Source organism: Actinomyces sp. HMT897 (assembly GCF_016626125.1).
GTDB lineage: Bacteria > Actinomycetota > Actinomycetes > Actinomycetales > Actinomycetaceae > Actinomyces.
This window is the reverse complement of record NZ_CP067336.1, coordinates 55,069-76,089: the sequence shown is the minus strand read 5'-3', so window position 1 is coordinate 76,089 and position 21,021 is coordinate 55,069. Positions and strand designations below refer to the sequence as shown.

18 protein-coding genes are annotated in these 21,021 nt (G+C 71.4%); 4 read left to right on the top strand and 14 right to left on the bottom strand.

Annotation, left to right across the window (positions count from 1 at the left end; translation table 11 throughout):
• Positions 1-23: 23 nt before the first annotated feature.
• Complete coding sequence (gene pknB / locus JJJ15_RS00325) at positions 24-2,030, top strand: Stk1 family PASTA domain-containing Ser/Thr kinase (protein ID WP_200511051.1); 2,007 nt, start codon at positions 24-26, stop codon at positions 2,028-2,030.
• A gap of 16 nt (positions 2,031-2,046) precedes the next feature.
• Here pknB and JJJ15_RS00320 read toward each other — a convergent pair whose 3' ends face one another.
• From JJJ15_RS00320 to JJJ15_RS00305, 4 genes are all read right to left on the bottom strand, one after another.
• Positions 2,047-3,384, bottom strand: a complete 1,338-nt coding sequence (locus JJJ15_RS00320) for a 3-deoxy-7-phosphoheptulonate synthase class II (protein ID WP_246742207.1) — start codon at positions 3,382-3,384, stop codon at positions 2,047-2,049.
• A gap of 116 nt (positions 3,385-3,500) precedes the next feature.
• The gene (locus JJJ15_RS00315; RefSeq protein WP_200511049.1) at positions 3,501-4,724 is read right to left on the bottom strand and encodes a pyrophosphate--fructose-6-phosphate 1-phosphotransferase; all 1,224 of its coding nucleotides are present in this window, start codon (positions 4,722-4,724) and stop codon (positions 3,501-3,503) included.
• 201 nt (positions 4,725-4,925) lie between these two features.
• The gene (locus JJJ15_RS00310) at positions 4,926-5,798 is read right to left on the bottom strand and encodes a lysophospholipid acyltransferase family protein (RefSeq protein ID WP_200511048.1); all 873 of its coding nucleotides are present in this window, start codon (positions 5,796-5,798) and stop codon (positions 4,926-4,928) included.
• Positions 5,799-6,075: 277 nt separating this feature from the next.
• Positions 6,076-6,501 carry a response regulator transcription factor gene (locus JJJ15_RS00305; RefSeq protein WP_200511849.1) on the bottom strand — a complete coding sequence of 142 codons (426 nt, stop codon included), beginning with the start codon at positions 6,499-6,501 and terminating at the stop codon, positions 6,076-6,078.
• A 155-nt stretch (positions 6,502-6,656) separates the two neighbouring features.
• Here JJJ15_RS00305 and JJJ15_RS00300 point away from each other — a divergent pair, with 155 nt between their 5' ends.
• Entirely contained in the window at positions 6,657-7,280 is a 624-nt protein-coding gene (locus JJJ15_RS00300; protein ID WP_200511047.1) for a superoxide dismutase, read from the top strand.
• Positions 7,281-7,350: 70 nt separating this feature from the next.
• On the opposite strand, the gene JJJ15_RS00295 is transcribed toward JJJ15_RS00300, so the two are convergent.
• From JJJ15_RS00295 to JJJ15_RS00280, 4 genes are all read right to left on the bottom strand, one after another.
• Positions 7,351-8,325 (bottom strand): FKBP-type peptidyl-prolyl cis-trans isomerase, encoded by a 975-nt coding sequence (locus JJJ15_RS00295; protein ID WP_200511046.1) that lies wholly within the window; start codon positions 8,323-8,325, stop codon positions 7,351-7,353.
• Between the two features lie 70 nt (positions 8,326-8,395).
• Positions 8,396-8,785, bottom strand: coding sequence for an iron-sulfur cluster assembly accessory protein (locus tag JJJ15_RS00290; RefSeq protein ID WP_200511045.1), 390 nt, complete (start codon positions 8,783-8,785; stop codon positions 8,396-8,398).
• A gap of 159 nt (positions 8,786-8,944) precedes the next feature.
• Positions 8,945-10,603, bottom strand: coding sequence for an ABC-F family ATP-binding cassette domain-containing protein (locus JJJ15_RS00285; protein WP_174714746.1), 1,659 nt, complete (start codon positions 10,601-10,603; stop codon positions 8,945-8,947).
• A gap of 26 nt (positions 10,604-10,629) precedes the next feature.
• Positions 10,630-11,232, bottom strand: coding sequence for a hypothetical protein (locus JJJ15_RS00280; protein WP_246742084.1), 603 nt, complete (start codon positions 11,230-11,232; stop codon positions 10,630-10,632).
• Positions 11,233-11,686: 454 nt separating this feature from the next.
• Here JJJ15_RS00280 and JJJ15_RS00275 point away from each other — a divergent pair, with 454 nt between their 5' ends.
• Entirely contained in the window at positions 11,687-13,717 is a 2,031-nt protein-coding gene (locus tag JJJ15_RS00275; RefSeq protein ID WP_200511044.1) for a glucose PTS transporter subunit IIA, read from the top strand.
• A 209-nt stretch (positions 13,718-13,926) separates the two neighbouring features.
• Here JJJ15_RS00275 and JJJ15_RS00270 read toward each other — a convergent pair whose 3' ends face one another.
• The 5 genes from JJJ15_RS00270 to JJJ15_RS00250 form a co-directional block, all read right to left on the bottom strand.
• Positions 13,927-14,994 carry a DUF559 domain-containing protein gene (locus tag JJJ15_RS00270; protein ID WP_200511043.1) on the bottom strand — a complete coding sequence of 356 codons (1,068 nt, stop codon included), beginning with the start codon at positions 14,992-14,994 and terminating at the stop codon, positions 13,927-13,929.
• A 139-nt stretch (positions 14,995-15,133) separates the two neighbouring features.
• Complete coding sequence (locus tag JJJ15_RS00265) at positions 15,134-15,991, bottom strand: RNA methyltransferase (protein ID WP_200511042.1); 858 nt, start codon at positions 15,989-15,991, stop codon at positions 15,134-15,136.
• A 412-nt stretch (positions 15,992-16,403) separates the two neighbouring features.
• Positions 16,404-17,549 carry an SPFH domain-containing protein gene (locus JJJ15_RS00260; RefSeq protein ID WP_200511848.1) on the bottom strand — a complete coding sequence of 382 codons (1,146 nt, stop codon included), beginning with the start codon at positions 17,547-17,549 and terminating at the stop codon, positions 16,404-16,406.
• 96 nt (positions 17,550-17,645) lie between these two features.
• The gene (locus tag JJJ15_RS00255) at positions 17,646-18,098 is read right to left on the bottom strand and encodes an NfeD family protein (protein ID WP_200511041.1); all 453 of its coding nucleotides are present in this window, start codon (positions 18,096-18,098) and stop codon (positions 17,646-17,648) included.
• Positions 18,099-18,136: 38 nt separating this feature from the next.
• Positions 18,137-18,952, bottom strand: a complete 816-nt coding sequence (locus JJJ15_RS00250) for an ABC transporter ATP-binding protein (RefSeq protein ID WP_200511040.1) — start codon at positions 18,950-18,952, stop codon at positions 18,137-18,139.
• 81 nt (positions 18,953-19,033) lie between these two features.
• Between JJJ15_RS00250 and JJJ15_RS00245 the strand changes: the two genes are divergently transcribed.
• Complete coding sequence (locus JJJ15_RS00245) at positions 19,034-19,726, top strand: hypothetical protein (protein WP_200511039.1); 693 nt, start codon at positions 19,034-19,036, stop codon at positions 19,724-19,726.
• 61 nt (positions 19,727-19,787) lie between these two features.
• Here the strand turns inward: JJJ15_RS00245 and glgA are convergent, their stop codons facing one another.
• The gene (glgA, locus tag JJJ15_RS00240) at positions 19,788-21,005 is read right to left on the bottom strand and encodes a glycogen synthase (protein WP_106109010.1); all 1,218 of its coding nucleotides are present in this window, start codon (positions 21,003-21,005) and stop codon (positions 19,788-19,790) included.
• Between the last annotated feature and the right edge of the window lie 16 nt (positions 21,006-21,021).

Genomic DNA, 21,021 nt, shown 5'->3' with positions numbered 1-21,021 from the left:
CGCGGCCCCGTACAATCCCGCTCGTGGTCGCAGATCCGCTTCTTGATCGCCTGATCGACTCTCGCTACGAGGTTGTCGAGCGCGTCGCCCGTGGTGGCATGGCCACGGTCTACAAGGCCAGGGACAGGCGCCTGGACCGGGTCGTGGCCCTCAAGCTCATGCACCCCCACCTGGCGGACTCCCCCGACTTCGTGGCCCGCTTCCGCCGGGAGGCCCGGGCCGCGGCGCGCCTGTCCAACCCCGGTGTGGTGGCCGTCTACGACCAGGGCAGTATCGACGGCGTCGCCTACCTGGTCATGGAGTTCGTGGACGGCACCAACCTGCGTGACCTGCTGGAGGCCGGGCCGGTCTCGGTCAAGGAGGCCCTGGGGCTGACCGCCCAGATCCTGCGGCCCCTGGCGGCGGCCCACCGGGCCGGTCTGGTCCACCGGGACATCAAGCCCGAGAACGTGCTCCTGCCCGCCGACGGCTCAGTGGCCAAGGTGGCCGACTTCGGCCTGGCCCGCGCGGTCACGGAAGTGACCCAGACCACTACCGGCAATGTGCTGGGGACGGTGGCCTACCTGGCGCCCGAGCTCATGACCACCGGCAGCTCCACCCCCCGGGCCGACGTCTACTCCGTGGGCATTATCCTCTTCGAGCTGCTCACGGGCCACCAGCCCTTCACCGCCGACTCCCCCATCCAGATCGCCTTCCAGAACGTCCACGAGGACGTCCCCGCCCCCTCCACCCGGGTGCCCGACATGCCCGCGGAGGTCGACAGGCTGGTGGCGCAGATGACGGCCCGCGACCCGCAGGCCCGCCTGGAGGACGGTGACACCGCCCTGACCCGCCTGCGTCAGGTGGCCGCCTCCCTGAGCGACGCCGAGCTCGCCGTCCACCTGGGCGGGGGGACCGGGACCGTGGCGGCCCAGGAGGTCCTGGCCGCCAACGCCGCCGCGGCCAGCGCGGCCGTCAGCGCCACCCCGGCCACCGCCCAGGAGGCGGCCGCCCCCCACGCCGGCCTGCGCACCGTCTCGGTGCCCATCGGCTCCATCGGACCCGGCCCCGCCGACGGCGTCACCACCATGCTGCCCCGCGGCCAGGCCCCCCAGGCCGACGGCAACGAGACCGTGGTGCTCTCCCCCCTGCCCCGGTTCCTGAGCCGGCGCGCCCTGCTGGTGGGCGCCGGGGTCGTCCTCCTGGGCGGGGGCGCCACCACCTGGTACTTCACCATGGGACCCGGGCGCACCGTGACGGTGCCGGACACCACCGGCATGTCCGAGGACCAGGCCCGTGAGGTCGTCCAGGCGGTCAGGCTGACCTGGGGGCCGGTGACCAAGGCCTTCTCGGACACGGTCCCCGAGGGGGCGGTCATCTCCACCGAGCCGGGGGCCGGCAGCGGCGCCCAGGTGGGCTCGGAGGTGTCGGCGACTATCTCGCGGGGGATCGAGAAGAAGATCGTGCCGGACCTGACGAACATGACCCAGGCCCAGGCGGCCCAGGCCCTGGAGGACGCCGGCCTGTCCCTGGGCGCCGTCACCCAGGAGTACTCCCCCACCGTCAAGGAGGGCCTGGTGGCCTCCTCCTCCCCCGCCGCGGGGGCCTCGATCGACCACTCCTCGGCCGTGGCCATCGTCGTCTCCAAGGGGCGCCAGCCCGCCAGGGTCCCCGAGGTCAAGGGCAAGACCCTCCAGGAGGCCACCGCCATGCTCACCGCCGCGGGGCTGAAGGTGGGGGCCACCACGGAGGAGTACTCCGACACCGTGGAGTCCGGCAAGGTCGTCTCCTCCGACCCCGAGGCCGGCAGCGGCGGGCACTACGCGGGCGAGGAGGTCTCCCTCAAGCTCTCCAAGGGCCCTGAGATGGTCACCGTCCCCAACGTCACCGGCAAGTCCAGGGACGAGGCGGTCTCCGCCCTGGAGGCCGCGGGCCTCAAGGCCGATGTCAGCAACGTCCTGGGGGGCCTGATCGACTCCGTGCGCTCCACCGACCCCGAGGCCGGTACCAGCGTCAGGAAGGGCTCCACGGTCAAGGTCAGCGTGTGGTGAGCCCGCCGCGGGGCGCCTAGCTGCGCAGCATCTCAGCGACCTCGAAGGCGATCTCCAGGGACTGCTGGTGGTTCAGGCGCGGGTCCACCAGGGTCTCGTAGCGCTCCTCTAAGGTGGCGGTGCCAATACGCTCCCCGCCCCCGCGCACCTCGGTGACGTCGTCGCCGGTGAGCTCCACGTGCACCCCGCCGGGGACGGTCCCCAGCGCCTGGTGCACCTCGAAGAAGCCGCGGACCTCGTCCATGACCGTCTCGAAGTCGCGGGTCTTGTAGCCGTTCTCCGCGGTGACGGTATTACCGTGCATAGGATCGGTGATCCAGGTCACCGGGCGGCCGTCGGCCTGGACGGCCTCGACCAGGGCGGGCAGAACGTGGCGGATCCGGTCGGCCCCCATACGGGTGATCAGGCTCAGGCGCCCGGGCTCGCCGTGCGGGTTGAGGCGGTCCATGAGGGAGAAGACGTCCTCCGGGCTCGTGCCCGGGCCGATCTTGACCCCCACCGGGTTGTGGACCCCCTGGAGGATGGCCACGTGGGCGCCGTCCACGTCCCGGGTGCGCTCCCCCACCCACAGGAAGTGGGCGGAGGTGTCGTACAGGCGCCCCGAGCGGGAGTCCCGGCGGATCATGGCGTCCTCGTACTCCAGCAGGAGGGCCTCGTGGGCGGCGTAGAAGTCCACCTGGCGCAGCGCCTCGAAGTCCACGCCCGCGGCCTCCATAAAGCGCATGGCCCGGTCGATCTCCTCAGCGAAGGCCTCGAAGCGCGAGTAGGCGGGGTTGGCCGTGAAGCCCCGGTTCCAGGAGTGGACCTCCCGCAGGTCGGCGTAGCCGCCCATGGTGAAGGCCCGGATGAGGTTGAGGGTGGTGCCGGACCGCAGGTAGGCGTCCAGCATGCGGCGGGGGTCGGGGGTGCGGGCCTGGGGGCTGAACTCGTGGGAGTTGACCGAGTCCCCCCGGAAGGAGGGCAGGGTGACCCCCCCGCGGGTCTCGGTGTCGGCGCTGCGCGGCTTGGCGTACTGCCCGGCCATGCGCCCGACCTTGACCACCGGGGTGGAGGCGCCGTAGGTCAGGACGGCGGCCATCTGGAGGATGGTCTGGACCTTGAGGCGGATATTGTCCGCCGTGTTGTCGCTGAAGGACTCCGCGCAGTCCCCGCCCATGAGCACGAACGCCTCCCCCGCGCTGGCGGCGGCCATGAGCTCACGCAGGGCGTCGACCTCCCCGGCGAAGACCAGCGGGGGGCGGGTGCGCAGGTCGGCGACCACCGCGGCCAGCTCGGCGGCGTCGGGGTAGACGGGCTGCTGGGCGGCGGGACGCCCCCGCCAGGCGCGGGCGGGCAGCGGGGCGAGGTCACTCATCACGTGTACCACCATATGGCACACACCAGCCGCGCCAGCCCCGCGACCACATAGTGAGACGACCTGTTGGCCGGGTACGGGACCCTCCCCCCGCACCCGGCCGGTGGGGCCGGGCCTCAGCGGGCGGGGCCGGCGGGCTCCACCTTCTGGCCCAGGTCGGCCATGAGGTCGGTGAACCAGGGCTGGGTGACGTCGAAGGGCTTGCCCCCGGCGATACGCGGGAAGGCGATGGCGCACAGCTCGTCGTTCTTCTCCTCGTCCTGGCCGATGACGCCGGACTCCCCGCGCAGGGCGCACTCGACGGCCAGGTCGCACATCCTCTTGATCAGGGCCAGGTCCTCGGCGTTGGCGGCCGAGGCGCGCGAGTAGTAGCCGGACTTCTGGACCATGACCTTCTCGGCGCCGATCAGCTCGGCGAACTGCCGGGCGAACCACTGGCCGGGGTTGATGGTGTCGAGCTTGACGTGGCCGAAGGGGTCACGCTGGACCTCCTGGCCGGCCGCCTCCATCTCCGCGATGATCTCGGGCACGCCGGCGCCCTCGGACAGGAAGATGTTGACATTGCCCTGGGAGTCCATAATGGCCTTGAGGCGCTTGGCCTCGGCGGCGATGTCGAGCTTGGCCTCGGGGACGAACACGGCGTGGACGTCCCAGCGCTCGCGGGTCAGGCCCAGCGAGGGGACCCACTGCCTGGCGGCCAGCAGCTCGTGGTAGCGGCGGGCGGTCTCGGCGGTGAGGTAGCCGCAGTTGCGGCCCATGCACTCGTGGACAATGAGCATGCGCGGGTTGGAGCGGTGCTCGCCAATGACGTTGAAGGCGAAGTGGGCGCCCTGCTCGGCCGCGGTCCAGGCACCCAGGGACTGGCGGATCGGGACGACGTCGTTGTCAATGGTCTTGGGCAGGCCGACGACGGTGAGCTCGTAGTCGTTGTCGTGCAGGTAGGCGGCCAGGTCGGCGGCGGTGGTGTTGGTGTCGTCCCCGCCAATGGTGTGCAGGACGTCCACCCCGTCCTTGCGCAGCTGCTCGGCGGCGAACTCCAGGGGGTTGACGCCCTCGGCCACCAGGCCGCGCTCGACGAGGTTCTTGGCGTTGGTGAGCTTGACGCGGGAGTTGCCGATCGGCGAGCCGCCGAAGTCACGCAGGACTCCCGCGTTCTTGCGGGCCTCGTCGTCGATGACGATGTAGTTGCCGGTGAGCAGGCCGTGGTAGCCGTACTGGTAGGCGATGATCTCGACCTCGGGGGCGACCTCGGTGTAGCGCTCAATGAGGTCGCCGACGGCGGCGGACAGGCAGGGGGCGAAGCCGCCCGCGGTGAGCAGGGCGACGCGACGGATTGACATCGTGGACCTTTCGGGTTGGGGTGGGGCGCGGGCCCCGCCGGATCGTGGGGCGCAGGCCGCATTGCGCGCCAGTCTAAGGGGAGAGTGCCCCGGCCGACAGGGACCGAAGGGCTGGGTCCGGCGCCAGCGTCGGGGACGGGGGCCAGGAGCGGGCGCCCGGGACGGGTACCGGGCCCGCAGGGCGGGTACCTCCCCGAAGGCTCAGTCCTGCTGGTCCGTCTGCGCACCCTCGGCGTCGGGCGCGTCCTCGTCCCCGCTCTCGGCGTCGGGCGGCTCGGGGACGCTGACCTCCGGCGCCGGCCGGCCGCCGGGGGCGTGGACCTCGGGGGCGGCGGGGCGCGCCGCGGCCTGGGCCGCCAGCATCTGGGCCACCACCTCCTCGGCGCTCCTCTTCTCGGCGCCCATGGCCTTCTTGACGTCCGCGGCGTAGAGGTCCACGTACTCCTGCCCGGACAGGCACATGAGGGAGTACATGACCTCGTCGGTAATGCTGCGCAGCACGAAGCGGTCGTTCTCCAGGCCCTGGTAGCGCGAGAAGTCCAGCGGCTCACCCACCACGATCCCCACCCGGTGGCGGGTGGAGGGGATGGCCCGGCCAATGGGCTGGGCCAGGTCGGAGCCGATCATGGCCACGGGGACGACGGGGGCGCCCGTGGCCAGGGCGACTCTCGCCACCCCCGTCTTGCCCCGGTACAGGCGCCCGTCGGGGCTGCGGGTGCCCTCGGGGTAGATGCCGAACAGCTCCCCGGCACGCAGGCGGTCGATCCCGGCCTGCAGGGCGGCCTGGGAGGCCTTGCCCCCGGAACGGTCCACCGGGATGGTGCCCACGGTCTTCATAAAGTTCTTCACCACCCAGCCCTTGACGCCCTTGCCGGTGAAGTAGTCCGACTTGCCTATGAAGGCCACCTCCCGGTCCACCAGGAGCGGCAGGAAGAAGGAGTCAATGACCGCCAGGTGGTTGGAGGCCAGGATGGCGGGACCCTCGGCGGGTATGTTCTCCTCGCCCCGGATCCAGGGCTGGTAGAGCATCTCGATGGCCGGTCCGGCGGTCGCCTTGATCCCTCGGTAACCCATCGGTGGCCTCCTGTGCGTGTGCGGCTGGCGTGGTCGGGCGGGGGCGCCCCGCGTGCGGGAACTCCTGGAGGCAGAGTCTATAGCCTCGCCCCGTGCCGCATCCTGCCTGCCCCGGCCTCCTCCGCGCGGGGCGGGCTCGTGCCAGGTGGGTGGGGCTGGTGGCGGCGCACGCCTGGAGGGCGGCCGGGCCCTGAGGAGCCCCGCGGGCGGGCCCTGAGAAGATGGGCGCAGGCCGTGACCTCCGTCGGCGGGCCCGGAGACCCAGCGGGGCCCGGCCCTAGGCGGCCGTCGGGTGGCGCAGGGCGGAGGCCACGGCCTGGGCCAGGGCCAGGGTGTCCAGGGGGCGGGGCACCACGGCATCGGCCCTGGCCCAGGCGGCCAGCCAGCGGTCCTGGGGGCGGGCGGTCAGCAGGACCACCGGGGGACGGTGATCCATCTCGGTGTAGAGCTCGTGGGCCAGGCCCATGCCCCCCAGCTTCTTGGCCTCAGCGTCCAGGATGAGCAGGTCAAAGGGCCTGTCCCCGGCCCGGGAGCGGTCCTTCAGGGCCAGGCGGACCCCCTCGGCGGTGGCGGCCTGGACCCAGGCCACCAGGGGCAGGCCGGCGGCGGGGCGGCGTCCGACGCCCTCCATGACCTCCTGGCGTACGCGGGCGTCGTCGGAGTAGACGAGGATCGTGAGGCGGTCGGCGTCCTGGTTGGCCATGGGGTCCTCCGGCAGGGGCACGGACAGGTTCTGCGCACAGTGTAATCGCGCCCGGGACGGTGGTCGCGCGCATCGGAGCGCGTCTAGCATGAGGCCCGTCCAGGACTTCGGTCCCATGCCGGGGGCCGGGTCATGCCAGACCGAAAGGCACCCTCATGGCCGTGTACACGCTTCCCGACCTCCCCTACGACTACGCCGCCCTGGAGCCGTACATCTCCGGGCGCGTCATGGAGCTCCACCACGACCGCCACCACACCGCCTACGTCGCCGGGGCCAACACCGCGCTGGAGGCCCTGGCCGCCGCCCGCGACGACGGGGACCTGGGCGCCGTCAACCTGTGGGAGAAGAACCTGGCCTTCAACCTGGGCGGGCACACCAACCACTGCGTGTTCTGGGCCAACCTCTCCCCCGCCGGCGGCGGGAGGCCCGAGGGCGAGCTGGCCGAGGCCATGAAGGACTCCTTCGGCTCCTTCGAGAAGTTCCAGGCCCACTTCACCGCCACCGCCCTGGGCATCCAGGGCTCGGGATGGGCGGTGCTGGCCTACGACTCCATCTCTGGTAAGCTCGTGGTCCTCCAGCTCTTCGACCAGCAGGGCAACGTGCCGGTGGGCACCATCCCGCTGTTCATGGTGGACATGTGGGAGCACGCCTTCTACCTGGACTACCTCAATGTCAAGACCGACTACCTCAAGGCCGTCTGGAACATCGCCAACTGGCAGGACGTCGCCGGGCGCCTGGCCGACGCCGTGGCCAGGGGCCGCGGCCTCATTGTGCGCTGAATCGTGCGCCAAGACGCGGCGCGGGTCCCCGGTACCGGGGACCCGCGCCGCGCCGCGTCCGGGGACCCGCTCAGGCCAGGCGGTCCAGGTCCATGACAAAGGCGGCGGCGGGCTCACCGACCTTGGCGCCGGGCAGCAGGATGACCACCCGCGAGCCCATCGGGACCCCTACCAGGCCGGCCAGGGCCGGTGAGGAGGCCATGGAGATGGTGTCGGGCTTGCCCGTCTTCCAGGTGGACTGGTCCTTGGAGTTGGTCCAGTCCGTGGCCGCGTGCTGGGTGATGATGGTGGACTGGGCGGTGACGGCCTCCCCGGTGCCGCGTGCCAGGACGATGATCTCGGGCTGGGTCGGCTCGGTGGCCCCGTCTTTGACGGTAATGGTGGCGGGGGTCCCCAGGGCGCCGTTGACGGTGATGCCGCGGTCGGCCAGGGCCTGCTCGCCCTCCACGGTGGCGTCCTTGGTCCCCGCGGTGACCTCGGCGACCGTGAACACGTCCTTGATCTCCACGACGAAGACCAGCGTGCCGGCGGGGCCCACGCTCTCGTCGTTGCCGTAGCCGAGCTCGGGCGGCACGGAGATCTCCAGGCGGTCGCCCACCCTGTGCTTGTTGAGCCCGCAGCGCCAGCCCGGCACCACCCCGCCCAGGCTGAAGGAGGACGCCTTCCCGCGGCTGTAGGAGGAGTCGAACGGCTTGTCCTTGTTCCACTGCCAGCCGACGTAGTCGGTCACCACCCAGCTGTCCTGGGCCACGGGGTCGCCGTCCCCGGCCGCGAGGGTCTTGACGGTGAGGTTGGTCGGGGCCTCCTGCCCGGTCCAGGTCGGTGTCGGCTCCTGCCCGGCGTCGCCGGACACGCTCGGCAGCGCCGTGTTGTCCTTGTCAATGGTCAGGTCGGAGCAGTCCGTCTTGTTGTTCACGGGGACGGTGGCCTGGGTAGGGGTGGTGGTGGACTCCACCTCGGTGTCCGTCGGGCCGGAGCTGCACCCGGTCAGGACGATCGCCCCGGTCAGGACGAGTGAGGCCAGGGCAAGGGGTGTGCGACGCACAGGGGCTCCTTCTGGTCGTACGGTCCGTGGCGGGCGGGGGGTGCCCCGTGGCCCGCTCACGCACCTGGGGTCAGTGGAAGGACTCGCCACAGGCGCAGGTGCCGGTGGCGTTGGGGTTGTCGATGGTGAAGCCCTGCTTCTCGATGGTGTCGGCGAAGTCGATCGTGGCACCGGTGAGGTAGGGCACGCTCATGCGGTCCACGACGACCTCGACCTGAGGCATCTGGGGGTCCCCGGTGGAGAAGGCGCGCACGGCGTCGCCGTCCAGGGTCCGCTCGTCGAAGTAGAGCTGGTAGACCAGGCCCGAGCAGCCGCCGGGCTGGACCGCCACCCGCAGGCGCAGGTCGTCACGGCCCTCCTGGATCAGGAGGCTGGCGACCTTGGCGGCCGCCGCCTGGGTCAGGAGGACCTCGTGCCCGGGGGCCTGGGTCGTGGGCTCGGTAGTCGTGGCTTCAGCCATTATGTTCTCCTCATGTCCGGGGCGCCGGGACGGCGCTGGCAGCGGGGCGGGGCACCCTGGACTCGAACGCCTCGGGGGTGGGTTGTGTTCCCGGCGCACACTCTACGTCCTGTCGCCCGCGGCGTCGGTACCCGGGCCCAGCGTGGCCGACGCCGCGTCTCAGGCCAGGGTGACCAGCTCGAGGTAGGAGTCCGACCACAGGTCCTCGTCGCCGTCGGGCAGCAGGAGGACCCGGTCAGGGCTGAGCGCCTCGACGGCCCCCTCGTCGTGGGTGACCAGGACGACAGCGCCCTCGTAGGTGCCCAGGGCCCCCAGGATCTCCTCGCGGCTGGCGGGGTCGAGGTTGTTGGTGGGCTCGTCCAGCAGGAGCACGTTGGCCCCGGAGACCACCAGGGTGGCCAGGGCCAGGCGGGTCTTCTCCCCCCCGGAGAGCACCCGGGCGGGCTTGTCGGCGTCGGCCCCCGAGAACAGGAAGGAGCCCAGCACGCTGCGCACCCGGGTGTCGTCCAGGCCCGGGGCCGCGGCGCGCAGGTTCTCCACCACGGTCAGGGTGGTGTCAATGGTCTCGTGCTCCTGGGCGTAGTAGCCGACCCTCAGCCCGGTGCCGGCCACGACCCGGCCCGAGTCGGGCTGCTCGGTACCCGACAGGAGCCGCAGGAGGGTGGTCTTGCCCGCGCCGTTGAGGCCCAGGACCACCACCCGGCTGCCCCGGTCGACGGCCAGGTCCACCCCGGCGAAGACCTCCAGGGAGCCGTAGGCCTTGGACAGGCCGGTCGCGCGCAGGGGGGTCTTCCCGCAGGGGGCGGGCTCGGGAAAGCGCAGGCGGGCGACCTTCTCCGCGGCCCGCTCGGCCTCCAGGCCGGACAGGAGCCTGTCGGCCCGCCTGAGCATCTGCTGGGCGGCCACGGCCTTGGTGGCCTTGGCGCGCATCTTCTCCCCCTGGGCGCGCAGGGCCGCGGCCTTCTTCTCCGCGTTGACCCGCTCGCGGCGTCGGCGGTGCTCGTCGTCGGCCCGCTGCCTGAGGTAGGCGTCCCAGCCCAGGTGGTAGACGTCCAGCGCGCCCCGGCTGGCGTCCAGGTACATGACCTGGTTGACGGTGTCGCGCAGCAGCTCGACGTCGTGGCTAATGACCACGAAGCCCCCTGAGTAGGTGCGCAGGTGGTCGCGCAGCCACAGCACGGAGTCGTGGTCGAGGTGGTTGGTGGGCTCGTCCAGCAGGAGGGTGTCGGGCCGCTGGAACAGGACGCGGGCCAGCTCCACGCGCCGCCGCTGGCCCCCCGACAGGGTGCCGACGCCCTGGTCCAGCACGCGGTCGGGCAGGCCCAGGGCGGCGGCGATGCGGGCGGCCTCGGAGGCGGCCGCGTAGCCGCCGGCCATGGTGAACTCGTGGTCCAGGCGCGTGTAGCGGTCCAGGGCCCTGGCCTGGGCCGCCCCCTGGGTGGTGGAGATGCGCTCCTCGGCCTTGTGGATGCGGGCCAGCAGGGCGTCGATGCCGCGGGCCGAGAGGATCCGGTCGCGGGCGGCCTGGGTGAGGTCGCCGACCTTGGTGTCCTGGGGCAGGTAGCCCACCGAGCCGTTGCAGGTGATGGTGCCCTCGTGCTCGACGGCGGCCAGGCCGTGGCGGTCGTCGGCGTCGGCCACGGCCTGGCTGGTGCCCTGGGCCACGGAGGCGGCTGCCAGGAGCTTGGTCATGGTGGTCTTCCCCGCCCCGTTGCGCCCCACGAGGCCGATCCGCATGCCCTTGTCGACGCGGAAGGAGGCGTGGGCGACGAGCTGGCGGGCACCGATACGCATGGTGAGGTCCTGGACGTTGATCACGCGCGCCATGGTAACGGGCCGGGCGGTCAGTCCCACCAGAACCACCAGCCGCTCTCACCCCCGCCCCAGGGCGGCGCCATCCGGAGGATCTCGTCGGGCACGGCCGCGGCGTCGAGCTGGTAGCGGGCGGCCACCACCTTCCACAGGCTCTCGCACTGGCAGCCGGCGTCGTGCTCGGGGGACACCCGGTAGCCTCCCAGGTCCTCGTCGCGCAGCCACAGCGCCTCGACGCTGACGCGCTCGTCGCTGCGCTGGGGGCCGATGCCGTAGCCGCACAGCAGGAGCCTGTCCCCGCTGGCGGCGCAGGCCCGCAGGAGGCTGCGCAGGGTGGGGCCGTTGTTCTGCCGGTCCTCCAGGGCCTGTGCGGGGAGCCACTCCAGGAGGTCCAGGGCGGCCTCGCAGGTCAGGCCCGCGAAGGTCACGTACTCCTCCCGGGGCGCCCCGTCCGTCAGCAGGTAGCCGGGCAGGAGGCTGCCGTCGGGCTGGTAGACCGGCTGGGTGGGGAAGGTGCGCAGCAGGTACCACAGGGGCGTGCGGGTGGTCCAGCCCCGTGGCCCGTACAGGCCGGGGGCGGGCTCCTCGGGGGTGGTGTCGTTGGTGGTCGTCGGGGGGATCTGCGTGGTGGTCATGGTCGTTCTTCCTCTGTCCGCCGCGTGCCGGTAGAGTGCTCGATGCCCTGCATAGCCCGAGAGGCTGTTAGGTAGCGTGAGAGCACGTCAACTATTCTTAAAGGTCTAGCACTCGGGGCCGTGGACCGGCCACCGAATAGACCTTGCGGTAGGTTCTCGCCCGGGTTACCCACAGCCTGTGCGCACGAGCGGGGCCGCACCAGGGCGCGGATCCCCTGTGACCCTCGTTTGACACACGGGCTCCGTGAACTTCTCGGCGATCGACCCGTAGATTTTTCTGCCAGACGGGGAACATGTGACTAGACTCGCAGGGAGGTCCTCCGCCCCGGCGACCGCGTCGCGCCTGGCACACCGTGTCGTCTCAGGCAGACGCCGTCCCCAGGAGCAGCACCTCGCACCCCCGCCCAACACCGCTTGGCCCCTAAAGGGCCGGCGGCCCACGGAAAGGCCACACATGGCAACAACCACATCGACACCCGAGGCGATCCTCGCGGCCGTCGGTGGCGCAGAGAACATCACGCACCTGACCCACTGCGCCACGCGCCTACGCTTCGAGCTCCGCGACGCCTCCGTCGTCGACAAGGCCACTGTCGAGGCGATCCCCGGCGTCCTGGGCGCGGTGCCCCAGGCCGGTGACCGCTACCAGATTGTCATCGGCGGTGCCGTCGCCAGTGTCTACGAGCAGATCAGCAACCTGCCCGAGATGAAGAACGCCGCCCACCCCTCTGACGCCGACGTCAAGGCCGCCGCCCGCGCCAAGGCCCGGGGCAAGAACGCCTGGGTGGACGCCTTCTTCGAGTACCTCTCGGACTCCTTCCGTCCGCTCCTGCCGGTGCTGCTGGGAGCCTCCCTCATTATCGCCGGCGAGGCCATCTGCGAGGCCTTCGAGCTCATCGACACCCACGCCGAGGCCGCGGACAAGCCGGCCACGCTGCTCTTCGTGGACGCCATGTTCCGCAGCGTCTTCTACTTCCTGCCGCTCATGGTGGCCTACAACGCCTCCAATAAGCTCAAGATCGACCCCTGGGTGGGGGCCTCCATTATGACGGCTCTCCTCACCCCGGAGTTCCTCGAGCTCACGAACCACCCGAGTACCACCTGCATCCACAATGAGACCCTGAACAAGGACCTGTGCACCGCGCACATTATGGGCCTGCCCATGCAGCTCAATGAGTACGGCGGCCAGGTCTTTGTGCCGCTGCTCATGGTCGTGGTACTGGCGGGGGTCTACAAGCTCCTGGTCAAGATCGTCCCGGACAACGTCCAGATGGTCTTCGTGCCCTTCCTCTCCTTCTGCATTATGATGCCCGTGACGGCCTTCATTATCGGCCCCATCGGGATCTGGGTCGGCACCGGCCTGGGCACGGGACTCTTCTGGCTCAACGCCCACGCCCCGATCGTCTTCGCCATTGTCATCCCCATGGTCTACCCCTTCCTGGTGCCCCTGGGCCTGCACTGGCCGCTCAACGCCCTCATGCTCGCCAATATCGCCTCCGAGGCCACGGGCAAGACCGACTTTATTCAGGGCCCCATGGGGGCGTGGAACTTCGCCTGCTTCGGCGCCACCGCCGCCGTCCTGGTGTGGTCCGTCCGGGACAGGGACAAGGAGATGCGCCAGACCGCCACCGGCGCCCTCTTCGCAGGCCTCCTGGGCGGTATCTCCGAGCCCAGCCTGTACGGTATCCACCTGCGCTTCAAGCGCATCTACCCCTTTATGCTGGTGGGCTGCTTCGTGGGAGGCCTTATTGAGGGCATTGGCGGCGGCGTCAAGACCAACACCTTCGTCTTCACCTCGCTGCTGACCATCCCGGTGTTCAACCCCATGTTCCTCTACGCGGTCGCGGTCGTGGCGGCCTTCGCCACCTCCTTCACCCTCATCCTCTTCTTCAACTACCGCACCAAGGAGGAGAGGGCCGAGGCCCTGGCCGCGGCGGGCGTCGCGGAGGCCTCCGCCGAGGAGACCGCCGCCGACCTCGCCCTGGAGCAGGGTGGCGCCCAGGCAACCGCCCCCGCCCTGGTCCCCGGGACCGTCACCGAGATCGCCTCCCCCCTGACCGGGTCCGCCATGGCCCTGGACGCCGTCCCCGACCCGGTCTTCGCCTCCGGGGCCATGGGCGGCGGCGCGGGCGTGGACCCCTCGGGCGACGTCGTGGTGACCGCCCCGGCTGACGGCACCGTCGTGGTCGCCATGGGCTCCGGCCACGCCTACGGCTTGTCCCTGGACAGCGGCGTGGAGATCCTCATCCACGTGGGCCTGGACACCGTCAACCTCGAGGGCAAGGGCTTTGACGTGAAGGTCGCCAAGGGCGACCGGGTGCGTGCCGGCGACGTCCTGGTGCGGGTGGACCGCTCCGTGGTGGAGGCCGCCGGGTACTCCCTGGTGACCCCGGTGATCGTCACCAACACCGCCAAGTTCTCCTCCGTGGAGCTCGTGGCACCCGGCAGCGTCGCCTCCGGCGCCCCGCTGCTGCGCGTGACGGCCTGACCCCAGATCGCGTGACGGCCTGACCCCTACCGCACCGCCCCCGGGGGCGGGGACCACCACGGTCCCCGCCCCCGTCCCGTGAGAACGGTACTTATTCGTCGTGAGAACGGTACTTGTTCGTCGTGAGAACGGTACTTGTTGCTCGTGAGAACGGTACTTATTCGTCGCGAGAACGGGTTCCGCCGCAGCTTCCCTGACGCCCGGCTCCGTCAGCCCGCACGACGACGCTCAGCGGCCGTACGCAGCGCGACGACCGGCGCGCCCTCAGTCATTGTCCGGGGCAGCTCGCCACGCAGGCGGTCGACCACCCAGGAGCCGTCGCAGACCGCCTCGGGGGTAAAGCGGATGACGAGGAAGCCCGCGTCGCTGATGGCGCGCTCACGCCACTGCTGGGCCCGCAGGGTCCGCTCGGCGTCGTCCTGGTACTTCACCGCACCGTCCACCTCCACCACGAGGCGCGCCTCCCGCCAGCCCAGGTCGGCGTAGAACTCCCCCGCACGCGTCCGAACCGGCATCTGCGGCTCCGGCGCCACGATGCCGTAGGCCAGGCACAGACGGCGCAGCTCGCTCTCCCACACGGACTGGCTCAGGGGCGTCATGGCCGCCACGACGGCGCGAGCCTGCCGGACCCCGCGCTCGCCCCGCCGTCGCGCAAGCGCCTTCTCAACCTGACGCCGCAGGTCCGCGGCCCTGGCCTCGACCTCGGGGCGGCGACCCCAGGGACAACGCCCCGCGCCAGCGGCCACCGCGACGAGCGAGTCCGCGGCCGCCAGGGCACGGTCGGCAGGGAGGAACCGCGCGCAGTCCTCCAGGGTGCGCTCAAGGCTCGTGACCCTCAGCCCCTCGATCGTGACGACCTCGTGCTCCCCCAACGTGTAGCAGTGGCGGACAATGGGGCGCTGCCCCAGCACCCGCCGGTGGCCGGAGGGCCCCAGGGACCGGGCGGAGGGCCGCTCGGGGTCGCGGCGGGTCGGCGGACGCCTGAGGCCCGAGGAGTGGTGCGAGCGGATGAGATCCACCTTGCCCGGAACCGTCAGCGTCCGTCCTCCGTGGAGGAGGACCGCGCTCTCCCATCCGACGACGCCGTCGAGCCCCTCGTCGCTCACGGCCCCGAGAAGCAGCGCGTGGCGCTCCTGGGCGATCTCCCAGTGCTGCCGGGTGATGTCAGTGCGCTGGTAGGTACCTCGGCGCAGCCGTACGAGCTCGGACCTACCCGGCACGGCGAGCTCTGTCTCATAGATATCAGTACGACGCAGTGGTTGTGCTACTCGGTCCATACTGTATGGTACATCATCTTAGCCTTTTTTTGAGGCTGTACCTCTGTCTCAGGTGCGACACACCCGTTCTCACGGCGAACAAGTACCGTTCTCACGGGCAATAAGTACCGTTCTCGCGGTGTCACGGTGTCGCGGTGGGTCAGGTGCGCAGGGCCCAGAAGGCGACGGCCGCCGCCGCGGCCACGTTGAGGGAGTCCACCGCCCCGGCCATGGGGATGCGCACGACGACGTCGGCGGCGGCCAGGGTCCGCGTGCTCAGGCCGTCCCCCTCGGTTCCCAGCACGAGGGCCACCCGCGAGTCCGGGGCCGTGCAGGCCTCCGAGGCCGCGAACTCCTCCAGGTCCACCGACTCCCGGCTCAGGGCCAGGGCGGCCACGGTCATACCCGCCGCGTGCAGCCCGTCCAGGTCGGGCCAGCGCCCGGTCCGCGTCCAGGGCACCTGGAAGACCGTGCCCATGGAGACCCGTACGCTGCGCCGGTAGAGGGGGTCGGCGCAGCGCGGGGTGACCAGGACGGCGTCAACGCCCAGGGCCGCGGCGCTGCGGAAGGCGGCTCCCACGTTGGTGTGGTCGACCAGGTCCTCCAGGACGGCGACGCGGCGCGCTGGCCCGCCCGAGCGCGCGGTGGCCAGGAGCTCGTCGAGGCCGGGCAGGGCGGGGCGGTTCATGGCGGCCAGGGCGCCACGGTGCAGGTGGAAGCCGGTGACGGACTCCAGCACCTCCTCCGGCGCCAGGAACACCGGCACGTCCCCGCCGTCCTCCCGCCCGCCCGTGCCCACCGCGGCGGCGACGACCGGGCGCATCTGCTCGTAGTGGCGCCCGCTCATAAGGAAGGAGCGCGGGACGTGCCCGGCGGCCACCGCCCGGGCGACCACCTTGGTGGACTCGGCCATGTACAGGCCCCGCCGCGTCTCCAGCCGACGGCGCAGGGCCACGTCGGTCAGGCGCGTGTAGTCCGTGAGCCGCTCGTCGTCCGCCCGGTCCAGGGTGATGATCATGCGGCCACTGTACGCACCGCGCCGTCCGACGGGACGGGGGCGCGGGGCTGGGCGCCAGGAACCGTCCTGGTCCCCGGCGCGGGCCGCTGCTGGGCGCGCGCCTCCCGCCCCGGTCTCCCGTCCGCGGCCCTGAGGCCCTCGCCCGCTGGCGGTGCCCTACCCGGAAGGGAGACCGACGAGAAGCGGTGGGGTGGTGGAGGACGTTGCCACCACCCCACCGCGGCCCCTACGTCCGTGGGCGCGGGCCCGGCGCGGAGCTCAGCAGCCCAGGCCACGGGAAATAAGTACCGTTCTCGCGACGAACAAGTACCGTTCTCACGACGAACAAGTACCGTTCTCACGACGAACAAGTACCGTTCTCACGACGAACAAGTACCGTTCTCGCGAGCAATAAGTACCGTTCTCGCGGTGGTCAGTAGCCCACCATCCCCGGGGTGCCGGGTGCGGGCGGGTAGGTCCTGGGGGTGCCGGACGCCGGACGCGAGCCAGGGGCGGAGTGCCGCGAGCGCGAGGGGGTGGACGGGTCGGCGGTGTGGGTGGCGCTGGCCACCTCGCCGCGGGCCTCGGCCAGGGCGTCCTCGGGTGCCTGGAGGTTGGTGGCGGCCAGGTCGCCGGCGATGCCCAGGTCGGTGTCCATGCCTGAGAGGTCCACCCTCACCGGGGTGTCGCCGGGGCCGGAGGGGCCGTCGTCCTTGCCTCCCCCGCCCAGGGCGCCGGCGATGCCGTCCAGGGCCGCGGTGAACTCCGTGGGCACGATCCACATCTTGGACGAGGAGCCGTTGGCGATCTTGGGCAGGGTCTGGAGGTACTGGTAGGCCAGCAGCTTGGGGTCGGCGTTGCCGCGGTGGATGGCGTCGAAGACCTGGAGGATGGCGCGGGACTCGCCCTGGGCCTTGAGGATGGCGGACTGGGCCTGGCCTTCGGCGCGCAGGATGGCGGACTGCTTGTCGCCCTCGGCCGTGAGGATCTGGGACTGCTTGACGCCCTCGGCGGTCAGTACCGCGGCGCGCTTGTCGCGCTCGGCGCGCATCTGCTGCTCCATGGCGCCCTGGATGGAGGCCGGGGGGTCGATGGACTTCAGCTCGACGTTGCTCACCCGGATGCCCCAGCGGCCGGTGGCCTGGTCCAGGACCCCGCGCAGCTGGCCGTTGATCTGGTCGCGGCTGGTCAGGGTCTGCTCCAGGTCCATGGAGCCAATGACGTTACGCAGGGTGGTGACGGTCAGCTGCTCGATGGCCTGGAGGTAGTTGGCGATCTCGTAGGTGGCCCGCCTGGGGTCGGTGACTTGGTAGTAGATGACCGAGTCAATGCTCACCACGAGGTTGTCGGAGGTGATCACCGGCTGCGGGGGGAAGGAGACGACCTGTTCGCGCAGGTCGACCGTGGTGCGTACGCGGTCGATGAAGGGCACCAGGAAGTGCATCCCGGCGCCGTACTCGGCCTGGAACTTGCCCAGGCGCTCGACGATGATCGCGTAGGACTGCGGCACGATTCTCACGGCCTTGGCGATCAGGGTAATGCCGAAGATGACGAGGAGGGCTGCGACGACGATCGTCATCGTCTGGACTGAGCTGTCAGACACAGCGGTCACCTTTCTGTTGAAGGACTTTTGAGGGCCGGTTCCCACCCCGGTTGGGGAGGGCCGGTGGGGTTCTCAGGGGCGGGGTAGGGGTACGACGACGGCTACGGCCCCGTCGATAGCGGTGACTCTTACCGCCGTCCCCTCGGGCAGGGGGGTGGGGGCGCCGGCCGGGCCGGTGGTGGCCAGGCGGGCGCTCCAGTCCCCGCCGGCCAGGCGGACGCGGCCTCCTGAGGTCGTGACCTCGGTCAGGGTCACTGCCTCGAGCCCGATGAGGGCCTCCGCGTTGGTGCGTACTCCTGGGGAGGTGGCGGCCAGGCGGCCCCTGACCCAGGGGCGTACCACCAGGAGCAGGAGTGCGGAGACAATGACGAAGACGAGTGCCTGGAGGGGCAGGGGCGCCCCTAGGAGCGCCACGAGCACGGCTCCCAGGGCGCCTCCGGAGAGCATGAGGAAGGTCAGGTCCGTGACGAGCGTCTCGATGGCGCCCAGGGCGATCGCTGCCGCCAGCCACCAGAGCCAGATCATAGTTGTCTCCTTGCTTTTGAGGTGAGGGTAGGGGCCCTTCAGGCCGTGTGCTCGCCCCTGGTGGGGCCGGGTAGGGCGCCGCGGGCGGTGTAGCGTCCGCGGTCGTGGCTGACCTCTAGCTCCAGGCCGAAGGTGGTGCTCATGACCTGGCTGGTCAGGACCTGGGTCAGGGGGGCGGCTCGTACCACTGATCCTGCTCTCAGGGCCAGGGCGTGGGTGAAGCCCTGGGGGATCTCCTCCAGGTGGTGGGTGACCAGCACCATGGCGGGGGCCCCGGGGGCCTGCACGATCTCGGCCAGGGCGGCCAGGAGCTGTTCGCGTCCGGCCACGTCCAGTCCTGAGGCGGGCTCGTCCAGGATGAGGAGCTCGGGGTCGGGCATGAGGGCGCGGGCGATCTCCACCCGCTTGCGCTCCCCGGAGGACAGGCTCCCCCAGGCGCGTCCTGCTAGGCCGTCGGCGCCCAGGGCCTCCAGCAGGGCCCGGGCCCGTTCCACGTCGAGGGCGTCGTACTCCTCGCGCCACACCCCGATCCGCCCGTAGGAGGCGGACAGGACCACGCCCAGTACGCTCTCCCGGTCCTGGACGTGCTGGGCCAGGGCGGAGGAGGTCAGGCCGATGCGGGGGCGGAGCTCGCTGACGTCCACGCGCCCCAGCTTCTCCCCCAGGATCTCCACGGTCCCGCTGGAGGGGAAGAGGCGGGCTGCGGCGATGCGTGAGACGGTGGTCTTGCCCGCCCCGTTGGGGCCCAGGACCACCCAGTGCTGGCCCTCGTCCACCACCCAGCTGACGTGGGAGAGGATCTGGGTGTCGCCCCGGTGCAGGGAGACGTCGGTGAGGCGAAGCACACTGGTCATGGGCCTAACCTTAGCGTGTACCCGTGACAGAGGTCCTAACTGTCGGCTCTGGGTGTGCCTGGCGTCGTAGGCTCTGGTCCCATGTCGTCTCTCAGTGCGCCGGTCAGTGTCCTCCTGGCCCTGTGGGCGCCCCTGCCCTCCTCCCGGGGCGTGGTCGTCGCGGGTCCGGGCCCCCACCTGGTCCGTGACCAGAGGACCGGGGCGCTCGTCCCCCTGGGGGCCTGGCTGGATGCCGTCCGTCCCCTGCGGCGCTGTGCCGCGCTCCTGCCGGTGCCCGGCCACGGGCTCCCCGGCGGCGTGCCGGCTGGTGACCGCGGTCAGGCGGTGCTCCTGGAGGGTGCCGCCGACCCGCCCGGGACCGCCGTGGTCCTAATCCCGCAGGGGGACGGTGAGGCCTGGCGGGCCGACGTCCTGGAGGTGGTGGTCCCGCCGCTGGACGCCACCCAGCTGCGCCGGGAGGTCCACCTGGCCACCGAGGAGGCCATTGCGGCCCTGACCGGCCTGGATCTGGCCAGGGAGCGTCCTGAGCTGGCCGACGAGCTCACCGACCTGGTCACCGCGGTGGTGGATCCGCGTCTGCTGCCGCCGATGCCGTCACGTCGTCGTGACCTGCTGGAGCGTTCTCTGCGGCTGGCGGGCCTGTGCGAGCGGGCGCTGGAGGACGACGGCGCGGCCGCGAGCGCCGCCCAGGCCGCCCGCCGGGCCGACGTCCTGCGTCCCCTGCTGGCTGTGGCGCGCAGGGGCGTCTGCGCGGCCACCGAGTGGTGGGCCTAGCTAGAGGGGCTACCGGGCGGGGTGCCGGGGCGGGGCGCCTGCGCGCCCCGCCCTGGGTCGGTCAGCCGTTCTGGAGCACCCAGTTGTAGACCGCCATCGTCTTGACGGCGATGGACTGCCAGGAGAAGTGCTCCTCGACGCGCTTGCGGGAGGCGGCCCCCATCTGGCGGGCCCGCTCGGGGTCCGTGGCCAGGCTGGTGAGGCGCTCGGCCAGGTCGGACACGAAGATCTCGGGGTGGAGCGGGGTGCCGGTGCCGTCCTGGACCTGCTCGATGGGCACCAGCAGGCCGGTGGTGCCGTCCACGATGACGTCGGGGATGCCGCCGGTGGCGCTGCCCACCACGGGCAGGCCCACGGCCATGGCCTCCAGGTTGACGATGCCCAGGGGCTCGTAGACGCTGGGGCACACGAAGACGTCGGAGGCGGTCAGGACGGCGATGAGCTGGGGGCGGGGCAGCATCTCCTCGACCCAGACCACGCCGGTGCGCTTCTCGCGCAGGCGTGCCACCAGGCCCTCGACCTCGGCCTTGATCTCGGCGGTGTCCGGGGCGCCGGCGCACAGGACCACCTGGACCTCGGCGGGCAGGAGCTCGCAGGCGCGCAGGAGGTAGGGCAGGCCCTTCTGTCGGGTGATGCGTCCCACGAAGACGACCGTGGGGCGGTCGGGGTCGATGCCCAGGCGCTTGAGGGTGGCGGCGGCCTGGGCGGCGGCCTCCTCGCCCTCGGGGCGCTGCCAGGCGTCCAGGTCGATGCCGTTGTGGACGACCTTGACCCGCTCGGGGTCCACGGCCGGGTAGGAGCGCAGGATGTCGGCGCGCATGCCGTTGGACACCGCGATAATGCCGGCGGCGGCCTCGTAGGCGGTCTTCTCCGCCCAGGAGGACAGGGCGTAGCCGCCGCCGAGCTGCTCGGCCTTCCAGGGGCGCAGCGGCTCCAGGGAGTGGGCGGACAGCACGTGCGGGGCCCCGTGGAGCAGGGAGGCCAGGTGGCCAGCGAGGTTGGCGTACCAGGTGTGGGAGTGGACGATGTCCGCCCCCTGGCAGCCCTGTGCCATCTCCAGGTCCACGCCGAAGGTCTTCAGGGCCGCGTTCGCGCCCTCGAGCTCGGCGATCTCGGGGTAGCCGGTAACGCCTGGCTCGGCGTCCTCGCGGGGGCCGCCGAAGGCGTGGACGCGGACGTCGGCGAGGGGTCGCAGGACCTTGGCCAGCTCGTTGACGTGGACGCCGGCTCCTCCGTAGATGTACGGCGGGTACTCCTTGGTGAGCAGGTCAACCCTCATAGTCACGTCTCCTCTG

Coding starts and splice junctions, on each gene's coding strand:
- JJJ15_RS00290 (WP_200511045.1), bottom strand. CDS start 8,785: ATGGCTGAAGCCACGACTACCGAGCCCACGACCCAGGCCCCCGGGCAC.
- JJJ15_RS00255 (WP_200511041.1), bottom strand. CDS start 18,098: ATGATCTGGCTCTGGTGGCTGGCGGCAGCGATCGCCCTGGGCGCCATC.
- JJJ15_RS00265 (WP_200511042.1), bottom strand. CDS start 15,991: ATGATCATCACCCTGGACCGGGCGGACGACGAGCGGCTCACGGACTAC.
- JJJ15_RS00305 (WP_200511849.1), bottom strand. CDS start 6,501: ATGGCCAACCAGGACGCCGACCGCCTCACGATCCTCGTCTACTCCGAC.
- JJJ15_RS00270 (WP_200511043.1), bottom strand. CDS start 14,994: ATGGACCGAGTAGCACAACCACTGCGTCGTACTGATATCTATGAGACA.
- JJJ15_RS00280 (WP_246742084.1), bottom strand. CDS start 11,232: ATGACCACCACGCAGATCCCCCCGACGACCACCAACGACACCACCCCC.
- JJJ15_RS00245 (WP_200511039.1), top strand. CDS start 19,034: ATGTCGTCTCTCAGTGCGCCGGTCAGTGTCCTCCTGGCCCTGTGGGCG.
- glgA (WP_106109010.1), bottom strand. CDS start 21,005: ATGAGGGTTGACCTGCTCACCAAGGAGTACCCGCCGTACATCTACGGA.
- JJJ15_RS00260 (WP_200511848.1), bottom strand. CDS start 17,549: ATGACGATCGTCGTCGCAGCCCTCCTCGTCATCTTCGGCATTACCCTG.
- JJJ15_RS00300 (WP_200511047.1), top strand. CDS start 6,657: ATGGCCGTGTACACGCTTCCCGACCTCCCCTACGACTACGCCGCCCTG.
- JJJ15_RS00275 (WP_200511044.1), top strand. CDS start 11,687: ATGGCAACAACCACATCGACACCCGAGGCGATCCTCGCGGCCGTCGGT.
- JJJ15_RS00250 (WP_200511040.1), bottom strand. CDS start 18,952: ATGACCAGTGTGCTTCGCCTCACCGACGTCTCCCTGCACCGGGGCGAC.
- JJJ15_RS00315 (WP_200511049.1), bottom strand. CDS start 4,724: ATGTCAATCCGTCGCGTCGCCCTGCTCACCGCGGGCGGCTTCGCCCCC.
- JJJ15_RS00310 (WP_200511048.1), bottom strand. CDS start 5,798: ATGGGTTACCGAGGGATCAAGGCGACCGCCGGACCGGCCATCGAGATG.
- JJJ15_RS00320 (WP_246742207.1), bottom strand. CDS start 3,384: ATGAGTGACCTCGCCCCGCTGCCCGCCCGCGCCTGGCGGGGGCGTCCC.